17 protein-coding genes and 1 tRNA gene are annotated in these 18,444 nt (G+C 61.2%); 11 read left to right on the top strand and 7 right to left on the bottom strand.

Annotation, left to right across the window (positions count from 1 at the left end; translation table 11 throughout):
* Window positions 1–120 precede the first annotated feature (120 nt).
* Window positions 121–1,008 carry a LysR family transcriptional regulator gene (locus C9422_RS26940; RefSeq protein WP_116582791.1) on the bottom strand — a complete coding sequence of 296 codons (888 nt, stop codon included), beginning with the start codon at window positions 1,006–1,008 and terminating at the stop codon, window positions 121–123.
* A gap of 132 nt (window positions 1,009–1,140) precedes the next feature.
* On the opposite strand from C9422_RS26940, the gene C9422_RS26935 reads away from it, so the two are divergent.
* Both C9422_RS26935 and C9422_RS26930 read left to right on the top strand, forming a co-directional pair.
* Window positions 1,141–2,787, top strand: a complete 1,647-nt coding sequence (locus C9422_RS26935) for a GMC family oxidoreductase (RefSeq protein ID WP_116582790.1) — start codon at window positions 1,141–1,143, stop codon at window positions 2,785–2,787.
* A gap of 208 nt (window positions 2,788–2,995) precedes the next feature.
* Entirely contained in the window at window positions 2,996–4,618 is a 1,623-nt protein-coding gene (locus C9422_RS26930) for an MFS transporter (RefSeq protein WP_104447437.1), read from the top strand.
* A gap of 54 nt (window positions 4,619–4,672) precedes the next feature.
* Here the strand turns inward: C9422_RS26930 and C9422_RS26925 are convergent, their stop codons facing one another.
* On the bottom strand, window positions 4,673–5,041 hold the full coding sequence (locus C9422_RS26925; RefSeq protein WP_008046975.1) for a DUF427 domain-containing protein: 369 nt from the start codon (window positions 5,039–5,041) through the stop codon (window positions 4,673–4,675).
* A gap of 258 nt (window positions 5,042–5,299) precedes the next feature.
* Here C9422_RS26925 and C9422_RS26920 point away from each other — a divergent pair, with 258 nt between their 5' ends.
* From C9422_RS26920 to C9422_RS26905, 3 genes are all read left to right on the top strand, one after another.
* Entirely contained in the window at window positions 5,300–7,246 is a 1,947-nt protein-coding gene (locus C9422_RS26920; RefSeq protein WP_256590039.1) for a DNA topoisomerase III, read from the top strand.
* A gap of 182 nt (window positions 7,247–7,428) precedes the next feature.
* Window positions 7,429–7,932 carry a GNAT family N-acetyltransferase gene (locus C9422_RS26915; RefSeq protein ID WP_116582788.1) on the top strand — a complete coding sequence of 168 codons (504 nt, stop codon included), beginning with the start codon at window positions 7,429–7,431 and terminating at the stop codon, window positions 7,930–7,932.
* 523 nt (window positions 7,933–8,455) lie between these two features.
* Window positions 8,456–8,785, top strand: coding sequence for a hypothetical protein (locus tag C9422_RS26905; RefSeq protein ID WP_043302583.1), 330 nt, complete (start codon window positions 8,456–8,458; stop codon window positions 8,783–8,785).
* Window positions 8,786–8,974: 189 nt separating this feature from the next.
* Here the strand turns inward: C9422_RS26905 and cynR are convergent, their stop codons facing one another.
* On the bottom strand, window positions 8,975–9,856 hold the full coding sequence (gene cynR / locus C9422_RS26900) for a transcriptional regulator CynR (protein WP_116582787.1): 882 nt from the start codon (window positions 9,854–9,856) through the stop codon (window positions 8,975–8,977).
* 123 nt (window positions 9,857–9,979) lie between these two features.
* Between cynR and cynS the strand changes: the two genes are divergently transcribed.
* Window positions 9,980–10,447 carry a cyanase gene (gene cynS, locus C9422_RS26895; RefSeq protein WP_007971791.1) on the top strand — a complete coding sequence of 156 codons (468 nt, stop codon included), beginning with the start codon at window positions 9,980–9,982 and terminating at the stop codon, window positions 10,445–10,447.
* Between the two features lie 61 nt (window positions 10,448–10,508).
* The gene (locus tag C9422_RS26890) at window positions 10,509–11,168 is read left to right on the top strand and encodes a carbonic anhydrase (protein WP_116582786.1); all 660 of its coding nucleotides are present in this window, start codon (window positions 10,509–10,511) and stop codon (window positions 11,166–11,168) included.
* A gap of 61 nt (window positions 11,169–11,229) precedes the next feature.
* Here C9422_RS26890 and C9422_RS26885 read toward each other — a convergent pair whose 3' ends face one another.
* Complete coding sequence (locus C9422_RS26885; protein ID WP_116582785.1) at window positions 11,230–12,732, bottom strand: aldehyde dehydrogenase family protein; 1,503 nt, start codon at window positions 12,730–12,732, stop codon at window positions 11,230–11,232.
* A gap of 472 nt (window positions 12,733–13,204) precedes the next feature.
* On the opposite strand from C9422_RS26885, the gene C9422_RS26875 reads away from it, so the two are divergent.
* Complete coding sequence (locus tag C9422_RS26875; RefSeq protein ID WP_116582784.1) at window positions 13,205–13,711, top strand: DoxX family protein; 507 nt, start codon at window positions 13,205–13,207, stop codon at window positions 13,709–13,711.
* Window positions 13,712–13,937: 226 nt separating this feature from the next.
* Here C9422_RS26875 and C9422_RS26870 read toward each other — a convergent pair whose 3' ends face one another.
* Together C9422_RS26870 and C9422_RS26865 are read right to left on the bottom strand one after the other, a co-directional pair.
* Window positions 13,938–14,912, bottom strand: a complete 975-nt coding sequence (locus C9422_RS26870; protein WP_116582783.1) for a nitrilase-related carbon-nitrogen hydrolase — start codon at window positions 14,910–14,912, stop codon at window positions 13,938–13,940.
* Window positions 14,913–15,014: 102 nt separating this feature from the next.
* Entirely contained in the window at window positions 15,015–15,947 is a 933-nt protein-coding gene (locus C9422_RS26865) for a GlxA family transcriptional regulator (RefSeq protein ID WP_116582782.1), read from the bottom strand.
* A 156-nt stretch (window positions 15,948–16,103) separates the two neighbouring features.
* Here C9422_RS26865 and C9422_RS26860 point away from each other — a divergent pair, with 156 nt between their 5' ends.
* Window positions 16,104–16,766, top strand: coding sequence for a glutathione S-transferase family protein (locus C9422_RS26860; protein WP_116582781.1), 663 nt, complete (start codon window positions 16,104–16,106; stop codon window positions 16,764–16,766).
* A gap of 149 nt (window positions 16,767–16,915) precedes the next feature.
* On the opposite strand, the gene C9422_RS26855 is transcribed toward C9422_RS26860, so the two are convergent.
* A tRNA-Gln gene (locus C9422_RS26855) sits at window positions 16,916–16,990 on the bottom strand.
* Between the two features lie 321 nt (window positions 16,991–17,311).
* On the opposite strand from C9422_RS26855, the gene C9422_RS26850 reads away from it, so the two are divergent.
* Entirely contained in the window at window positions 17,312–17,740 is a 429-nt protein-coding gene (locus C9422_RS26850) for a hypothetical protein (RefSeq protein ID WP_104447448.1), read from the top strand.
* Window positions 17,741–17,794: 54 nt separating this feature from the next.
* A complete protein-coding gene (locus C9422_RS26845; protein ID WP_371924868.1) occupies window positions 17,795–18,427 on the top strand; it encodes a hypothetical protein in 633 nt (210 codons plus the stop codon).
* The last annotated feature ends 17 nt before the right edge of the window (window positions 18,428–18,444 follow it).

The raw sequence follows: 18,444 nt of genomic DNA, 5'->3' as shown, positions 1-18,444 counted from the left end.
TATTGGATGTTCCGCCGCCTTCGCGGGCAAGCCCGCTCCCACAGGGATCTGCTGCGTTACACAGTTGGAGTGAACAGCACAAAAACCTGTGGGAGCGGGCTTGCCCGCGATGGCGTCAGGTCAGCCACCCAGTAGCAACCCCTGCTCCCGCTCACACAACTCCACCACATAATCCCAAAGCACCCGCAACCGCACCGACTTGTGCAACTCCCGGCGAGTGCTGATCCAGTAACTGCGCTGGATGCTTTCGTCCGGCAACAGCGGCACCAGCCCCGGATCGGCACTGGCCATGTAACACGGCAGCACCGCGATCCCCAGACCCGAGCGCGCAGCCTGTTGCTGGGCGATCACGCTGGTGCTGTGAAACACCACCTGCGGGTTGCGGCAGAAGCTGTTGAGGAACATCAATTCCTGGCTGAACAGCAAGTCGTCGACGTAGCCGATCCAGGCATGACGCCCCAGGTCCTCGCGACTGCGCAACGGCGGCGAACGATCGAGGTACTCCTGGCTGGCATACAACGCCAGGCGATAGTCAGTGAGCTTGCGGGTGACCAGCATGTCGGCGGCCGGGCGTTCGAGGTGGATGCTGATTTCCGCCTCGCGGTTGAGGATGCTGACAAACCGAGGCACCGCCACCAGTTCCACTTCCAGCCCCGGATAGCGTTCGAACAAGCCGTTCATGCGACTGGCCAGGAACATGATGCCCAGGCCTTCGGTCACCCCGACGCGGATCTTGCCCAGCGGCGCGGTGGATTGGGTGATTTCCTCCTGTGCCAGCAGCGCCACGTTCTCCATCGCCTCGGCGTGTTTAAGCAACGCCTCGCCCGCCGGGGTCATCTCGTAACCCTGGGCATGCTGGACGAACAATGCCGTACCCAGGCTCTTTTCGATGGCCTCGATGTGCCGCGCCACGGTGGCATGGGTGGTGTTCAAGCGCCGGGCAGCCGTGAGCAAACGCCCGCTGCGCTGCAATTCGAGAAAAAACCGCAGGTCATTCCAGTCGAACATGAAGCGTCCTTGTTCGTGGCCGTTCGGGATGCTGTTTAAAAACGCACAGCGGCTGCGCAAAAACTAACATTCTTTTGACGAAAGCTAACAACTAGGATGACAGACAACAAGAACAACAAAACGAGGTCAGGGATGCAGGCTTCCCTTGATGAATACGATTACATCGTGGTCGGGGCCGGGCCGGCCGGGTGTCTGCTGGCCAATCGACTGTCGGCCAATCCTCAACATCGCGTGTTGTTGCTCGAAGCCGGCGGCCGCGACAACTATGCGTGGATTCACATCCCCGTGGGTTACCTGTACTGCATCGGCAACCCGCGCACCGACTGGTGCTTCAAGACCGAAGCGCAACCGGGCCTGCAAGGTCGCGCCCTGAGCTATCCGCGCGGCAAGGTACTGGGCGGCTGCTCCTCCATCAACGGCATGATCTACATGCGCGGCCAGGCCGGTGACTACGACCGCTGGGCCGCCGACGGCAACCCCGGCTGGAGCTGGCAAGACGTGTTGCCGCTGTTCAAGCAGAGTGAAAACCACTTCGCCGGCGCCGCCGAATTTCACGGTGCCGCAGGCGAATGGCGAGTCGAACGCCAGCGCCTGTCATGGCCGATTCTCGACGCCTTCCGCAGTGCTGCCGAACAAAGCGGCATCGCCAGCGTCGATGACTTCAACCAGGGCGACAACGAAGGTTGCGGCTATTTCCAGGTCAATCAGAAGGCCGGCATCCGCTGGAACGCGGCCAAGGCGTTTCTCAAGCCGATTCGCCAACGCTCCAATCTCACTGTACTGACCGGTGTCGAAGTCGACCGTGTGCTGCTGGACAATGGCCGCGCCTCTGCAGTCAGCGCCCGCTGGCAAGGCACGGTGAAGACCTTCAAGGCGCGCAAGGAGATCGTCCTCTGTGCCGGTTCGGTCGGGTCGCCGGGCATCCTGCAACGCTCCGGCATCGGCCCGCGCCCACTGCTGGAACGGCTGGGCATTGGCGTCGCCCATGAGCTGCCCGGTGTCGGCGGCAATCTGCAGGATCACCTGCAACTGCGCCTGATCTACAAGCTGGAAAATGCCCGCACCCTGAACCAGATGGCCGGCAGCCTGTGGGGCAAGCTGGGCATGGGCCTGCGCTACCTGTATGACCGCAGCGGCCCGCTGTCCATGGCGCCGAGCCAGTTGGGCGCCTTTGCCCGCTCGGGGCCGGAACAGACATCAGCCAACCTCGAATACCACGTGCAGCCGCTGTCGCTGGAGCGCTTTGGCGAACCGCTGCATGGGTTCCCGGCGTTCACCGCATCGGTCTGCGATCTACGCCCGCAAAGCCGTGGCCGGGTGGATATCCGCTCGGCGGATCCGCAACAAGCACCGCTGATCCAGCCCAATTATTTGAGCCACCCGGAAGACCTGCGGGTCGCCGCCGACGCCATTCGCCTGACCCGACGTATCGTCGCCGCCCCGGCCCTGCGCGCCTTCAATCCGGTGGAATACCTGCCCGGCGCCAGCCTGCAAAGCGAGGAACAACTGCACGAAGCCGCCGCGCGCATCGGCACCACGATTTTCCACCCCGTGGGCACCTGCCGCATGGGCAACGACGCCGACGCCGTGGTCGATGCGCAACTCAAGGTCCATGGCATCCCCGGCCTGCGCATCGCCGATGCCTCGATCATGCCGCGCATCACCTCCGGCAACACCTGCTCGCCGACGCTGATGATTGCAGAGAAAGCGGCTCAACTGATCCTCAACCCCGAAACAAGGACCTTTGCCCCGGAAAAGGAGATACCCACCAACGCCTGAAAACCACACACGGCCCCCGTAGGAGCTGCCGAAGGCTGCGATCTTTTGATCTTGCTCTTAAAAGATCGCAGCCTTCGGCAGCTCCTACAAAGGCCATTCAACGAACAAGTACATAAGCAAACCCGATGCATGGACAGTAGCGGCACCCGCCCACAAGGCCGGCGCCGACAGTGGAACAACAAAAACAATCACTGTGAGGGATACCGGTATGTCAGAACACGTTCAGCCCCTGGAAGCCGTGCGCAGCGCGGGCACCAGCCAGGAAACCCAGAAAGTCATCTTCGCCTCGTCCCTCGGGACCGTCTTCGAGTGGTACGACTTTTTCCTCTATGGCGCCCTCGCGGCGGTCATCAGCAAACAGTTCTTCGCCGGGGTCAACGACACCACGGCGTTCATCTTCGCGCTGATGGCCTTCGCCGCCGGCTTCATCGTCCGGCCTTTCGGCGCGCTGGTGTTCGGTCGGTTGGGGGACATGATCGGGCGCAAGTACACCTTCCTCGCCACCATCATCCTCATGGGCCTGGCGACGTTCTGTGTCGGGCTGCTGCCGACCTACGCCAGCATCGGCATCGCCGCGCCGATCATCCTGGTGGTGCTGCGCATGCTCCAGGGCCTGGCCCTGGGCGGTGAATACGGTGGCGCCGCGACCTATGTTGCCGAGCACGCGCCCATGGGCAAGCGCGGCTTCCACACCAGCTGGATTCAATCCACCGCGACCCTGGGCCTGCTGCTCTCGCTGCTGGTGGTGCTGGGCTGCCGCTACTTCACCGGCGACCAGTTCGAAGTCTGGGGCTGGCGCATTCCGTTCCTGTTTTCCATCGTGCTGCTGGGCATCTCCACCTGGATTCGCCTGAGCCTGCACGAGTCGCCGGCCTTCGTGAAAATGAAAGAGGAAGGCAAGCTGTGCAAACAGCCGATTCGCGACTCCTTCGGCAAATGGGAAAACCTCAAGGTGGTGTTGATCGCGCTGTTCAGCATCAATGCCGGGCAAGCGGTGACCTTCTACGCCGCGCAATTCTATGTGCTGTTCTTCCTCACCCAGTTCCTGAAAATGGACCCGGCCGTGGCCAACGGCCTGCTGATTGTCAGCGTGACCATTGGCGCCCCTTTCTTCATTTTCTTTGGCTGGCTGTCGGACAAGGTCGGACGCAAACCGGTGCTGATGATCGGCCTGCTGCTGGCCACAGCGCTGTACTTCCCGATCTTCAAGACCCTGGCCCACTACGCCAACCCGGCCATCGACCAGGCCAGCCGCCAGGCACCGATCACCGTGATGGCCGACCCGGCCACCTGCACCTTCCAGTTCGACCCGGTGGGCAAGGCGAAATTCGACAGCCCGTGCGACAAGGTCAAGACCTTCCTGGTCAAGCAGGGCTTGCCCTACCAGAGCGCAGCGGCCCCGGCCGGCAGTGGCGTGCAGGTGAGCGTCGGTGACGTGAAGATCGATGGTTTCGACGAAGCCGCCCTGCGCGGCGCCGTGACCCTCGCCGGCTACCCGCAACAGGCGGACATGCAACAGATCAACAAACCGATGATCGTGGCGCTGATTGTCGCGCTGATCATCATCTCCGCCATGTGCTACGGCCCGCTGGCGGCGTTGATGGTCGAACTGTTCCCGACCCGCATCCGCTATACCTCGATGTCCCTGCCCTACCACATCGGCAACGGCTGGTTCGGCGGTTTCCTGCCGACGGTGTCGTTCGCGCTGGTGGTGTACACCGGGGACATCTTCTACGGGCTGTGGTATCCGGTGGTGATCACCGGGGTGAGCCTGGTGGTGGGGATGATATGCCTGCGTGAGACGCGTAACGTCGACCTCGACAAGAACTGAGGTCATGCCTGCCGACGAGGGAGCTGGCTCCCTCGTCGCGGCGATCAGCTCCAATCAAACTTCGGCGTCAAGCAACTCGAACTTCACCTGATCCGGATAGAACGCCAGATACCCGCGGATTTGCTCCACCGACACCTTGGGATCCTCGTAACTCCACACCGCGTTGGCACTCTCATGCCCCGGCACCTGCAGACTGAAATAACTCGCATCGCCCTTGTACGGGCAATAGCTGGTGTGGTCGGTACGGGCGAAATATTTCTCGTCGATATCCTCCCGCGGCACGTAGTACACCGGCGGGTAGTTGGCTTCCAGCAACACCAGCGCGCGAGCCGAAGCGGCGACCTGAATGCCGTGGAACCTCACCAGCAGACAGCCAGGCTGCTCGGCGATGGTGATGACAGGACTAGGACCGGAGCTTTTCATGGAAAACGTTCCTCATGACGGTAATGGACCTGCAAATTGATGATGTGGGAGCGTGGCTTGCCCGCGATGGGCTGCGCAGCCGCCCCAAAACCTGAGACCACGACTTATCAGGTATAACCCAAGTTTTACCCTCGCGACTGCTTCGCAGCCGAACGGGAGCGACACACCAAGCTGTACATCCATACAGATAAAGATTGCTCCATCGTCCATCAAGCGCCATTCTGTGCACCCCTGACACATAGATCGACGATGGTGGTTATGCGGCTGTACCTCTGTGAAAAACCTTCCCAGGCCAAAGACATTGCAGCCGTGCTCGGCGCCCGGCGCCGGGGCGATGGCTGTTGGCTGGGAACAGACGTCACGGTGACCTGGTGCATCGGCCACCTGCTGGAAACCGCACCGCCGGATGCCTACGACGCGCGCTACAAGCGTTGGGTGCTGGCCGACCTGCCGATCATTCCCGAAAAATGGAAAATGACCGTCAAGCCGCGCACCGCCAGCCAGTACAAGGCGGTCAAGCGCCTGCTCGGTGAAGCCTCCGAACTGATCATAGCCACGGACGCCGACCGTGAGGGCGAGATGATCGCCCGGGAACTGGTGGAGCATTGCCGCTATCGCGGGCCGATCCGCCGCCTCTGGTTGTCGGCCCTGGACGATGCATCCATCCGCAAGGCCCTCGCGGCACTGAAACCGGGCAACGAGACGTTCAGCCTCTATCACTCGGCCCTGGGGCGTTCCCGGGCCGACTGGCTGATCGGCATGAACATGAGCCGGCTGTTCACCTTGCTGGGGCGCCAGTCCGGCTATCAAGGCGTGCTGCCGGTGGGCCGGGTGCAAACGCCAACCTTGCGCCTGGTGGTGGATCGCGATCGCAGCATCGCCGACTTTGTGCCCGTTCCCTATTGGGCCATCGATGTGCAACTGCTGCACAACGACACCGCGTTCACCGCGCAATGGCGCGCGGCATCCGAGGTTTGCGACGATCAGGACCGTTGCCTGAACCAGGCGCTGGCCCAACAAGCGGCAGACGCCATGCGCGGCGCGGCCAGTGCGCGGGTGATCAAGTTGCGCACCGAACGGATGCGCGAAGTGGCCCCGCTGCCGTTCGACCTGGGCACCCTGCAGGAGGTCTGTTCAAAGAAACTCGGCCTCGGCGCCCAGGAAACCCTCGACATCGCCCAGGCGCTGTACGAAACCTACAAGGTCATCACCTATCCGCGCAGCGATTGCGGTTACTTGCCCCTCAGTCAGCACAGCGAGGCGCCGGCCATTCTGGCGGCGCTGCGCCAGGCCGACCCGGCGTTGAACGCCTTGCACGATCACCTTGATCCGCAACGGCGCTCACGGGCCTGGAACGATGCCAAGGTCAGCGCTCACCACGGCATCATCCCCACCGCTGCGGCGAAGAACCTCGACAAGCTGGCAGGCAAGCAGCGCGCGGTCTACACGCTGATCCGCGCGCGGTATCTGGCGCAGTTCCTGCCCAATCACGAATACGACCGCACCCAGGCCGACTTCGATTGCGCCGGCGAACCCTTGCGCGCTGTCGGCAAGCAGATCATCGAGCCGGGCTGGAAGCGCGCCCTGCCCGAGGCATTGGCTGCGACCAAGGGACGCGAAGCTCCAGCGCCACAGACACTGCCCAACCTGGTCGAAGGCATCGATTGCGCGGTGGCCGGCGTGCAACTCAAGGACCTCTGGACACAACCGCCAAAGCCGTTCACCGAAGGCGATCTGATCAAGGCCATGAAGAACGTCGCCAAACTGGTGGAAGACCCGCTGCTCAAGCAAAAGCTCAAGGACACCACCGGCATCGGCACCGAGGCGACCCGCGCTTCGATCATCCAGGGCCTGCTCGACCGTGGTTATCTGGTCAAGAACGGCAAGGCCCTGGCCGCCACGCCGGCCGCGTTCAGCCTGATCGACGCCGTGCCGCGGGCCATTGCCGACCCGGGCACCACGGCGATCTGGGAACAGGCCCTGGACATGGTGCAAAGCGGGGAAATGAGCCTTGAGGAGTTCGTCACCAAACAGGCGGCGTGGATGAGCAAGCAGGTCAGCCGTTGCGCCGGACTGAGCCTGACCATCAGCGGTCCGCCGCCCAGCGGATCCGCCGCAGCCCCCTGGAAGAAAAAGCGCAAGAGCGCCCCGCGCAAAGCATCGAGTGGCACCAAGCGCAGGGCAAAGCCGGCAAGCAAAACGTAAACCTGACACTGAGCCTTTGTGGCGAGGGAGCTTGCTCCCGCTGGACTGCGCAGCAGGCCCAATGATTTTGTTTGAAAGCGAGAGCCGCTTCGCGACTCCACGGGAGCAAGCTCCCTCGCCACAGTTCGTGCGATGCCGACCATAATCAATGGTGTCCCTTGGCCGGTCAGGAGCCACCCCGTATGTCTTCGATAGCACTGCACGCCGCCCAACGCGACGAACTGGAAACCATCGAAAACCTGATGCAGTTCTACACCTACGACTTCAGCGAATGGCTGCCGCTAAAGTTGGGTGAATCCGGATTCTTCAACATCCTGCCCATGCCGGAGTACTGGCGACACCCGGCCACCCGCCCTTATCTGATCAAGGTCGACGGGGAACTGGCCGGCTTCGTGACCGTGGATAACCGGACTCACCTCCCCGCTGCCGACTACAACATCGGCTATCTGTTTGTCAGTCGACGCTTTCGTGGCCGGGGTGTCGCGCGATTTGTCGTGTCCACCCTCTTGAGTCAATTCCCCGGTCAATGGCAGATTTTCCATCTCGAGGCGAATCAGCCAGCACGCCTGTTCTGGGCCAGCGTGATGCCGGGGCTCGGCGTTGGCGCGTTCACCTTGCATCAGCAGCAGGTAGACGGTCATCCCTGCACTTTTTACCGCTTTGCGTGTCCGCCTTTGTCGTCCTGATCGACACGCCCTCGCCTCCCCTCGCTAATTCCGAACAGCTTTGTCCGACAATATGTAGTGACTGAAAATAATCACTACAAAACCGTTGACGCCTCCGTTTTGCCCTTGCATGATGCAGACGTCTCCCCGATCGGGAGTACAGGCAACACGTTTGAGCAAGCTCGTCTGACCGCCGAGCTGTTTTTCCCGGATACACGCTGCCCACAAGGCAGATTGAAGAAGCTGACCTGGCCTGAACGTCCAGTACAAGGGCGAGAAGTCTTGGCGAGCAATCCTCATGATGCTTGTGGCCGACCCTGAAAATGTCGGCAGTGGCCTTAAGGTTTTCGCCGCTTCTCTTCGTTGTGACGCTATTGCGTAGCAGTTATTCAACACGACTACATGCAACAGACGCAGGACCCCGCCCGATAAGGCGGTCGAACGCTGACGTCCTGGTTTCGGTGCCAGGGATCAACTAACCGATGGGCTACCTGTATTAGCGAATCAACTTTGAAAGATCACCAATTGGTCAAGGGGCTTTATGATGAATCTGAACAATCAACCAACTATCGATGAACTGGCTCGTATGTTCGCTGCCAAGAAAGACAGCCACGACAGCCATATTCTCTGGATCAGCAAGTGTGGCCAGGTTCATATCGACTGCCTGTCGCCGCACGCCCATGAAGCAGAGTTCGACCAGAACAACCAGAACCTGCTGGCCCGACTGAAGATGTACCGTCGCGGCCAGGGCTATGTCGGCAAGAAGGCCGCAGCCGACAAGGACTTCATCGGTAATGTTCTGCAAACCCTGAAACAGGCCTGGGCCTCGATGCAGAATCAGAACGAAGTTCGGGTGATTGACCGGTTCTACTAATTGAATGAGTCGTCACTGACTTATTGAAAAACAGGGCCTGCTCCCAATAAGGAGCAGGCCTTTTTTATGCCCGTACGAAGATCAACTGTGGGAGCGGGCTTGCTCGCGAAGGCGGCGTGTCAGTTGAAATATTGTAATCTGACACACCGCCTTCGCGAGCAAGCCCGCTCCCACAGGGTTTTGTGGTGGTTATGAAAAATCGGTCCCCAACACCAGCTCCACAAACGCCACCGACGCCGCATTGTGGTAGTTGTTCTTGCGCCGCAGCAACGCAGCCCCGCGCTCCGGCGCTGCCCCCTGCATGGAAAGCTTGCGCAATGCCCGATCCTGAGTGGCGATGGGTTCCGGCAGGATGGTGGCGATGGCGGAGTGCCGGATGACTTCCAGCAGCGTGTTGACCGAGTTCACTTCAATCACCACTTTGGGCGTGATCTGCGCCTTGGCGAAAAACTCATCGATGCATGTGCGGGTGATGTAATCCGGGGTCAGCAGCGCAAACTCCAGTTGAGCCACCTCTTGCGCGGACAACGCGTCCTGATGCTCGTAAAGCGGATGATCGCGTCCGACCATCAGCCCCAGGGTCTCGGTAAACGCCGGGATCGATTCGATCTCGGCGCTGCGCACCTGATCAAACGCAATCGCGATGTCCAGCGAATCATCCGCCAGCCCGGCTTCGATCCCGTCCATCGACAGCTCGAAAATCTCCAGGTGAATGTTCGGGTAGCGCGCCACGTAGTCGCGCACCAAGGGCCCGACCAGATAAGCCATGAAGGTCGGTGTCATGGCCAGGCGCAAGGTGCCGCGGGACAAATCCTTCACGTCATGCAACGCACGCCTGCCCGCCTCCAGCTCCACCAGTACTCGCCGCGCGCATTCAATGTAAGCCTGGCCGGCATCGGTGGGCCTGACCGTGCGCGAGGTGCGGTCGAACAGGCTCACACCCAGTGATTCCTCCAGTTGGCGGATCTGCTGCGACAAGGTCGGCTGGGACACATGCAGCACTTCGGCGGCGCGGGTGAAACCGCCCTGGTCGGCCACCGCCAGCAGGTAACGCAAATGGCGAAGCAACATCGGACTCTCCATCTATAGGCAGTGCTTATGCTTGGCATTGTATATCGGTCTTGGACGCTATGGATGGATCGGCAGAAGATGGCTCCACACCCAAGCAACGCCACTCCCGATAGGAGAATCACCATGCAACAGTCCCACGCCTACAACGACCCAAGCCTGGCCCTGACCACTTCTGTCCTTGATGCCAAGGCACGCAAGAACCTATCGTGGCAGGACCTCGCCGATGGCACCGGCTTGAGCCTGGCCTACGTCACCGCCGCCCTGCTCGGTCAACACCCGCTGCCGGAAAGCGCCGCCAAAGTGGTCGGCGACAAACTCGAACTGGACGCCGACGCCGTAGCCCGGTTGCAGATCATCCCGCTGCGCGGCAGCCTCTCGGGTGTGCCGACCGACCCGACCATCTACCGCTTCTACGAAATGATCCAGATCTACGGCACCACCCTCAAAGCCCTGGTCCATGAGCAGTTCGGTGACGGCATCATCAGCGCGATCAACTTCAAGCTCGACATGAAGAAAGTCGAAGATCCGGAAGGCGGCTCCCGCGCCGTCATCACCCTCGACGGCAAGTTCCTGCCGCTGCGTCCCTTCTAAGTTGATACCGGCCCGCACGCCCCGTGCGGGCCGAACCCTGCCCACCCATGAGGACGCAATCATGAAAGCGCTCATCGACGGTTTCCTGAAGTTCCAGAAAGAAGCCTTTCCGCAACGTACCGACCTGTTCAAACACCTGGCCACCACCCAGCATCCGGGCACGCTGTTCATCACCTGCTCCGACAGCCGCGTCGTGCCGGAACTGCTGACCCAGCAAGAGCCCGGTGAACTGTTCGTGATCCGCAACGCCGGCAACATCGTGCCGTCCTACAGCCCGCATCCGGGTGGCGTATCGGCCACGGTCGAATACGCCGTCGCGGTGCTCGGCGTGACCGACATCGTGATCTGCGGCCATTCGGACTGCGGCGCCATGACGGCGGTGGCCAAGTGCACCTGCATGGATCACCTGCCCGCCGTCAGCGGCTGGCTGCAACACGCCGAGTCGGCGAAAGTGATCAACGAAGCCCGGCCACACGCCAGTGAAGCGGCCAAGGTCAGTTCGATGGTGCGGGAGAACGTCATCGCCCAACTGGCCAACATCCAGACGCACCCGAGCGTGCGACTGGCCCAGGAAAAAGGCCTGTTGAACCTGCATGGCTGGGTGTACGACATCGAGACCGGCTCGATCGACGCGCTGGATGCCGACAGTCGCAGCTTTATGTCGCTGGTCGAGCATCCGGGCACTTGTGCGGTATCGGCCAAGGCGATCAAAGCCGCTTGACCGGAACCACCGGTTATTGAAAAAAGTGACCGCCCTTGCAGCGGTCACTGGTTCCGCTGTCTCAGCGTTTGACGCCCAGATCGATCTGGGTCATGCGGCTACGGATGGTGAACACGCCATCACCCGAGAGAATTGCACTGCGCGCAAACAGGCGCCCGCTCTCCCAGTTCGAAAGGCCCAGTTCAGGCTTGTTCAACGCGTACTGGCCGTCGACCCAACGGGTGATGCCATTGCCGACAAAAGGCGCGTTGACCGCGTTGTAGAAACGCTCCTGGGTCTCGGCACTTTCACTGACCAAGGACACGGTGAACTGCGGGCTGTAGCGATTGAACAAGGCGATGGCACTGTCCAGGTCGTCAACGATTTTCAGGCTGACTTCCGGGGTTTCTTCCCACTCCCATTCGCGGCCCAATTGATCTTCCGGCAACGGCTCGGCCTGGGCTTCGGTCTGATAGCCCTCGGCGCGGTACACCTCGACCGTGGCAGCCAGCCAGTCTTGCGGCAGATGCGACTCGCTGCCTTCGACGATGTGCAACTTGCAGCCCTGCCCCCGCGCGGTGCCGGCCTGCTTGAGTGCATCGAGGAACAGCGGCACCAGTTCAGCGGCGCGGTCGCGGTGGATCAGGCAGACGTTCAGGGTGTTGCAGACTTTGCGGTCCAGGGAGTTGCGCACCACGGCGGCAAAGCGCTGGGCGTCGGCATCGGCGTTGGCGATCAGCCAGGCGCCACCGGTGCCGTGCAGGCTGACCGCCGTGCCGGCCTGCTGCGCGATACTGCCCAACTGGCTGACGGCGCGACCCGAACCACGGGCTACCGCCAATGACAGGCGCCGGTCAGCGAACATCGCCCAACCGGCGGCGTGGTTGACGCTTTCCACCAGCGACACCGCACCGGCCGGCAAGCCGGCGTCGCTCAGCGCCGGGTTCAGTGCATGGGTAACGATCGCCTGGGCCGTGCCCAACGCATCGCTGCCGATGCGCAATACGGCGGTGTTGCCGGTGCGCAACACACCGGCCGCATCGGCAAACACATTCGGTCGGCCTTCGAAGACGAACGCGACAATGCCCAACGGCGAGACCACTTGCTCGACTTTCCAGCCATCGTGTTCGACGCAGCTGATCACCTTGCCACGACTGGCCGCAGCATCACGCCACGCGCGCAGGCCGGCGATCATGTCGCGACGCATGCGCTCATCGGCCAGCAACCGGGTGGTCGAACGACCGCGCGCCTTGGCCCGTTCGATGTCGGCCAGGTTGGCGGCCTCGATCAAGGACCAGCATTCCGGGGTTTCCAGGCGTTGGGCAAACAGGTCGAAGAAGGCGCTGATCGCTTGATCGGACACCGCCGACAGCGCGGTAAACGCCGCCTGGGCGCGCTCGATCGCGACGTTGGCCGCTTGCTGGTCCGCCACGGGGATCAACAACAACTCGCCGCTGACCTGCTCCACCAGCAGATGATCACCGGGCTGGAAGCGTTGCGCCAGTTCGGGGCTGACGACAGTGACACGATTACCGGCGAAAGGGATAAGCGTACCAGCGACTAGACGTTCGAGCGCGAGAGACATGAAGCGGTTTCACCATGCAGTGGGCGGCCGGAAAATGTATAGCAATTTCCCTGTGGGAGCGAGCCTGCTCGCGAAGAGGCCATTCCATCCAACATCGATAGCGCCTGACACTCCGCTATCGCGAGCAAGCCCGCTCCCACATTTGTTTGGCGTCGACCAAATCCAGCCCACGACCAACATCCACTGTGGGAGCGAGCTTGCTCGCGATAGCGGCAGGACAGTCAGAATTGATGTCGACTGACACACCGCCTTCGCGAGCAAGCCCGCTCCCACACGGGTTGTGCGCTTACGTATCTCAGTGTGTACAGCCGCGCCCCTGACACACCCCGCACGCAAAACCCCACCCCAACGACACACCGCAGATACACCCCATTGATGAAATACGCCGGTCGATTGGCCTGGCCGATCAAAGCGCTCAACTCACGGGGCATGCCCTTGCCCCGCCTCCCCGACCTGAAGGAGATCATCGTCCATGAACACCTCCATTTCCTCGGCCGTCAAAGGCCTGAACCTGAACCTCGACCGTGCTGGCAACTGGGTTGCGCCCCTGGCGCTGCGAGTGTTCCTTGCCTGGGAATTCCTCGAGTCGGGCCTGGAAAAGTTAAACGGCCAGAACTGGTTCGCCGATATCCAGGAGCGCTTCCCGTTTCCGTTCGACCACCTTCCGGCGACGCTGAACTGGGAACTGTCGATGTGGGCCGAACTGATCTTCGCCATGACCTTGCTGGTGGGCCTTGGCACACGCTTCTCAGCGTTGAGCCTGATGGTGGTGACCCTCGTCGCCACCGCCGCCGTGCATTGGCCCGCCGACTGGCACACCCTGAGTGAACTTGCCCAAGGTTACGCCATCAGCAACAAGGGTTACGGCAACTTCAAACTGCCCTTGATCTACCTTGTGGCCCTCACTCCGCTGTTGCTGTCCGGTGCCGGCAAACTCAGCCTCGACGCCCTGCTGGCGCGTTACTTCTGGCGTCGCTGACAGATCACAAAATATCTGTAGGAGCTGCCGCAGGCTGCGATCTTTTGATCTTGCTTTTGCGATCTGGAGATTGCTGAAGATCAAGATCAAAAGATCGCAGCCTTCGGCAGCTCCTACAGGGGAGCGCGTGCACCACCAAACTACGAGGCCCTGTAGGAGCGAGCCTGCTCGCGAAAAACCCGAGAGCACCGCGGGGTATCAGGCTCCCCGCAGTTGCCTGAACAACCTACCCCATCACTTCTTCCATCCCGGTCTGTTCAGCCAGCGTCGGATGCGCATTGCGTTCATGCACATGGGCATGCGGTGTACGGTCAATCAGCAGGCTCAGCAGTTCCGGACGACTGTAGTGGCCGCGGGAATCCATCATGCGTTTGCGCATGTCGATCAGGCCCATGTCGAGGTCGGCGATCACCTCGCCCTCACCTTCCTGCAACGAACCCAGCACCGTGCCATCCGGGCTGATGATCGCGGTAAAGCAGCCGCCGGAGATCGGGCCGATGGCGCAGCCGGTATCCGCCATGATCTGCGCCTGTTGCTCGGGGTACAGCCATGCCGTGGAATTGACCACAAAGCACGCAGCCTCCAGGGCATGCTGGCGAATGCTGACTTCCATTTGCGAGGCGAACAGGGGACCTGCAAACGACCCCGGGTACATCGCCGCATGGATCTGTTCGCCATCGGCCATCAAGGCATAACGGGCCAGCGGGTTGAAATGCTCCCAGCAGGCCAGTTGCCCGATGCGCCCTGCCGCGCTGTCGACGGCCCGCAGGCCGGAGCCGTCGCCCATGCCCCAGATCATGCGTTCATGGTAGGTCGGGGAGATCTTGCGGCGACGCTGGATCAGCGAGCCGTCGGCATCGAACAGCAACTGCGTGTTGTACAGAGTGCCGCCATCACGCTCGTTGACGCCGATGGACACGACCATGCCGACCTGCCTGGCCGCAGCGCCGATGGCATCGGTGGCCGGCGAAGGCACGGTGACTGCCTGGTCCAGCAGCTTGAGGTGTTCGGCGGCCATTTCGAACGGCGACTGCACGTAGGAAAAGTACGGGTAGTACGGCACGACGGTTTCCGGGAACACGGCAAATTGCACGCCCTGTTCACCGAGTTCGAGAATTTTCTGCACCACTTTGTCGACGGTGCCTTCACGGCTGTAAAGAACGGGACTGATTTGTACAGCGGCGGCTTTGACAATGGTCATGGCGGTGATCTCACTGAGGGAAGGGTTTCAACGAGATCAAGATTACGCTCATAATATAAAGGCTTGAATGTCGTATACACCACTTTTCAGGACATCAACAAATCAATCCCGACTGGCGCGCTGAATCACCTGCGGCGGCTGCCCGAAGGCACGAATGAAAGCACGACGCATCCGCTCCCGGTCACCAAACCCCGTGTCCGTCGCCACCACATCGATGGAGTGACGTCCGGTTTCCATCATCAACCGGGCCGACTCGACCCGCAGGCTTTCGATGGCCTTGGCCGGAGACTGGCCGGTTTCGGCATGAAACACCCGACTGAATTGCCGGGGGCTGAGATTGGCCGCGCTGGCCAGCTCCTCGACCGACAGCGCGGACTTGAGATTCTGCCTGGCGTAGTTCAGCGCGGCCTGAATCCGATCGGTCTTGGGGGCCAGTTCCAGCATCACGGAAAACTGCGACTGCCCGCCGGAACGTCGGTGGTAGACCACCAGCTGCCGCGCCACCTTGCGTGCAAGGTCGGCGCCCAGGTCCTGCTCCACCAGCGCCAACGCCAGGTCCACGCACGCGCTCATGCCCGCCGCCGTCCACAGATGACCATCATTGACGAAGATCCGGTCTTGCTCGACCTTCACGTTCGGGTACGCCTTGCGAAAGGCTGGCACATGCGCCCAGTGGGTGGTCGCCCGCCGACCATCAAGCAAACCGGCCTCCGCCAAGGCAATCGCCCCCGTGCAAATCGAGCCCAGGCGTCGAGTGCCCTGACTAGCGCGGCGCAAGAACGCCAGCATGCCCGCAGTGGTCGGGCGGATCAGGTTGTCGCCCAGGACCAGCAGCGTATCGAACGCGCGCTGGTCAAACGCTTCGGTCTGCACAGCAAAACCGGCGGACGTTTGCACCAGGCCACCCGGTTCGGACAACAAGGCAATGCGGTACAACGGCTCGTCACCGGCACAGTTGGCCAATTCGAAGGCGGCACACATGGCCAGGCCCAGAACCTGAAAACCGGGATAAACAATGAGTCCGATCTGGTGCATGGCGGTATGACCCTGAACGTGGCATGCCTGATATTCAGGCCAGGATCTGCACTCTAACCCGAACAGCCCGCACCGCACATCATGATGGCGCGCCTCGCGCATTGGCCGATGGCGACGGATAATGAAGCGGTTTGCATCTCACCGAGGAATGGAAGGATGTCACTGACTCTTTATTTCCACCCGCTCTCGTCGTTCTGCCACAAAGCACTGATCGCCCTCTATGAACTGGACATCGAGTTTGAAAAAAGGGTTATCGACCTGGGCAACGACGCCGATCGGGCCGAACTTCAAGCGCTGTGGCCGATCGGCAAGTTCCCGGTGCTTCGCGATCACACCCGGCAAAAGAACGTGCCGGAGTCGAGTGTGATCATTGAATATCTGGACCGGCTCCATGCCGGCCAGGCGCACCTGATTCCCCACGATTGGGAAGCCGCCCTGGAAGTGCGGCTGTGGGATCGCTTTTTCGACCTCCACGTACAGGTGCCGATGCAGAAAATCGTCGCTGACCGCCTGAACGCCGCCAACGGCGACCTGACTCGCGAGCGCGCCGCGCTGACAACGGCGTACGGCCTGCTTGAACGGCAACTGGCGGCAAAAACCTGGGTGGCCAGCCCGGCATTCAGCATGGCCGATTGCGCCGCCGCCCCGGCGCTGTTCTACGCCAGCACCCTCGTCCCCTATGCCGACGATCAGCGCCACCTGAGCGCTTATTTCGACAGGTTGACCGAAAGGCCCTCGGTCAAGCGGGTGATCGACGAGGCAAGGCCCTGGTTTGCCTGGTATCCGTTTGCCGAGGCCATCCCGGAGCGCTTTCGCTAGGGGCTCGCGCACAAAGACCTTGCGCGAGCCTTGGCTGCACGCGGGTTTGCGAGGGAACATCCGGAACATGAATAACGAGCGCAAAAAACCGGCGAATCGACGAACAACAACCGTCGGTCGAGTGTTTTCTGATTGAGCAAGAAGAAAAATGGCAGGGGCGGCTGGATTCGAACCAACGCATGGCAGGATCAAAACCTGCTGCCTTACCGCTTGGCGACGCCCCTGTATCTGTTGCGATGAGTGCCAGGCACTCGCTTTCTCGAGTGGCAACAGTGCTGTTGCCTGCTTGCGCGACAGGTTCCCTGAGGATCTGTGCAAGAGTGGGCGGCAATTTACCAACTTTTGCCTTGTATGGGAAGCCCCAATAAAACAATTTGTTTTTTAAAACAGACGCTTAGTGTTCAGCCGGGTCCCGGAGAAGTGGTCGGCGCACATTCGGCCCGATCACGTCTGCTACGCTTTTCCTTTAGGGGATGGAATCAGGAATCGTTTGCTCAACACCCCTCCTTTGCCATTTGAGGGCGCAAAATGTGAAAGGCAAATTGATGGGCACCTTTGCAACCATCCTGGTGGTCGGGGCCGCGATTTATGGACTGAACACCTGGGAACACATTGAGAGCCAGAGACAGGAAACGGTCTGCAGGGCCGCCCGGGAGCATCTCAACGGCCTGGAAACCCAGGCGCGGGCCCTGGCCTCCGGGTTGACGGTCGAAGCCTATGCCGAGGCCGAAAAAGCCGAGGCCGGCCAGTTGGTCCTGGCACTCGATACGGCCAGGAACGAAGCCGAGGTCAATGCCGTCATCGACAAACACGCCGCCGCCATCGAAGCACAGATAACGGCCGAAGACGCCGAAGTCCACTCCCGCAGCGATCAACCCTTCCTCGGCCAGGAACTCAAAAAGCAACGCATCCCCACCGACATCAAACAGGAATTCAAACGAGCTGAAAAAGCCGTCCTCGAGACCTGTGGATAGCAACGACTGCTGCTGCGGGTTTGTCGCCAGCGTCTAGACTCCAGCAACAGCAGGTTGCAACCAGACTCCGCGTTTAAAACAAAAAAAACTACAAACGAGGACGCCCATACCTTGAAAATATCAACCCTCTGCGCCATCGCGGGCCTGCTGGTGTCGGTCGCGGTGTCTGCCAACGGCGTCATTCCTGTCCTCGAACTGGACTTCACCCGGTCTGCGACCGAAACCCTGAAAAAAATCGGCATCAGTGACGCGTGCGTCATTGGCGCCTCGAGCCCCGTTGCGTTCACTTTCTGCCGGGAAGGATCGTCGACACTGTGGAAGTATCAGGCACTGGATCTGGAGCAGATGGCGGCGATGCAAGATGCAAAGCAGTCCCCGGCGGCCTACCAACCGGTTTCCGTGGTGGAATTCGGGAGCTCGGCCTGTGAACACGAGGGCAGCCTGGCTGCCACTGGAAAACCACCGATACGCAGGCTGATCCTCGGCCTGATCGCCATTTCCCTGCTGATCGGCTTGCGCTACAGCTATCGGGCCATGCGACAGCGCCGCCAGGACCCCACCGCGTACGCGCATCCCCTTGAGCAGGCGTCGAGTGAATTTCAGGCAAGCGCACAGGCAAAAGCCCTGGCAGCCTTTGGCCTCGCGGTTGCCGTGGCAGTCGTTTACTTCAATTACACGGGGTATTGAACAACAGGCGAGCGCGC

The sequence above is a fragment of the Pseudomonas sp. B1(2018) genome (assembly GCF_003097365.1).
Classification (GTDB): domain Bacteria; phylum Pseudomonadota; class Gammaproteobacteria; order Pseudomonadales; family Pseudomonadaceae; genus Aquipseudomonas; species Aquipseudomonas laurylsulfatiphila.
This window is presented reverse-complemented; position numbering and strand designations above follow the sequence as displayed.